This window comes from Pseudomonas juntendi (genome assembly GCF_009932375.1).
Classification (GTDB): Bacteria; Pseudomonadota; Gammaproteobacteria; order Pseudomonadales; family Pseudomonadaceae; genus Aquipseudomonas; species Aquipseudomonas juntendi.
Genome location: NZ_BLJG01000622.1, coordinates 1 through 219, shown reverse-complemented (window position 1 = coordinate 219; position 219 = coordinate 1). Strand labels below are relative to the sequence as shown.

Annotated in this window: 1 pseudogene; it reads left to right on the top strand. The window is 52.5% G+C overall.

The window, feature by feature from the left end:
• Positions 1-200: pseudogene (locus GYA94_RS27990) on the top strand (hypothetical protein); the annotation flags it as partial.
• Between the last annotated feature and the right edge of the window lie 19 nt (positions 201-219).

Genomic DNA, 219 nt, shown 5'->3' with positions numbered 1-219 from the left:
GGAATATTTATGTGAGCAATGATCTGGCAGGCTTTGAGGATGTGCAACGTAGCCTCAGTGGGTACAGCATCTGGTGCGTTTTGCTGGAGGCTACCGTCAGTTACGATCGAGCTGACGACCTGAGGCGCTTGAGGCAGGCGAAGTCCACCGTTGTGCCCGACTTCCTGAAGGAGAAATCGCTCAGCAAACGGAAAAGCTGAATGATAAACGGGTTGCTCA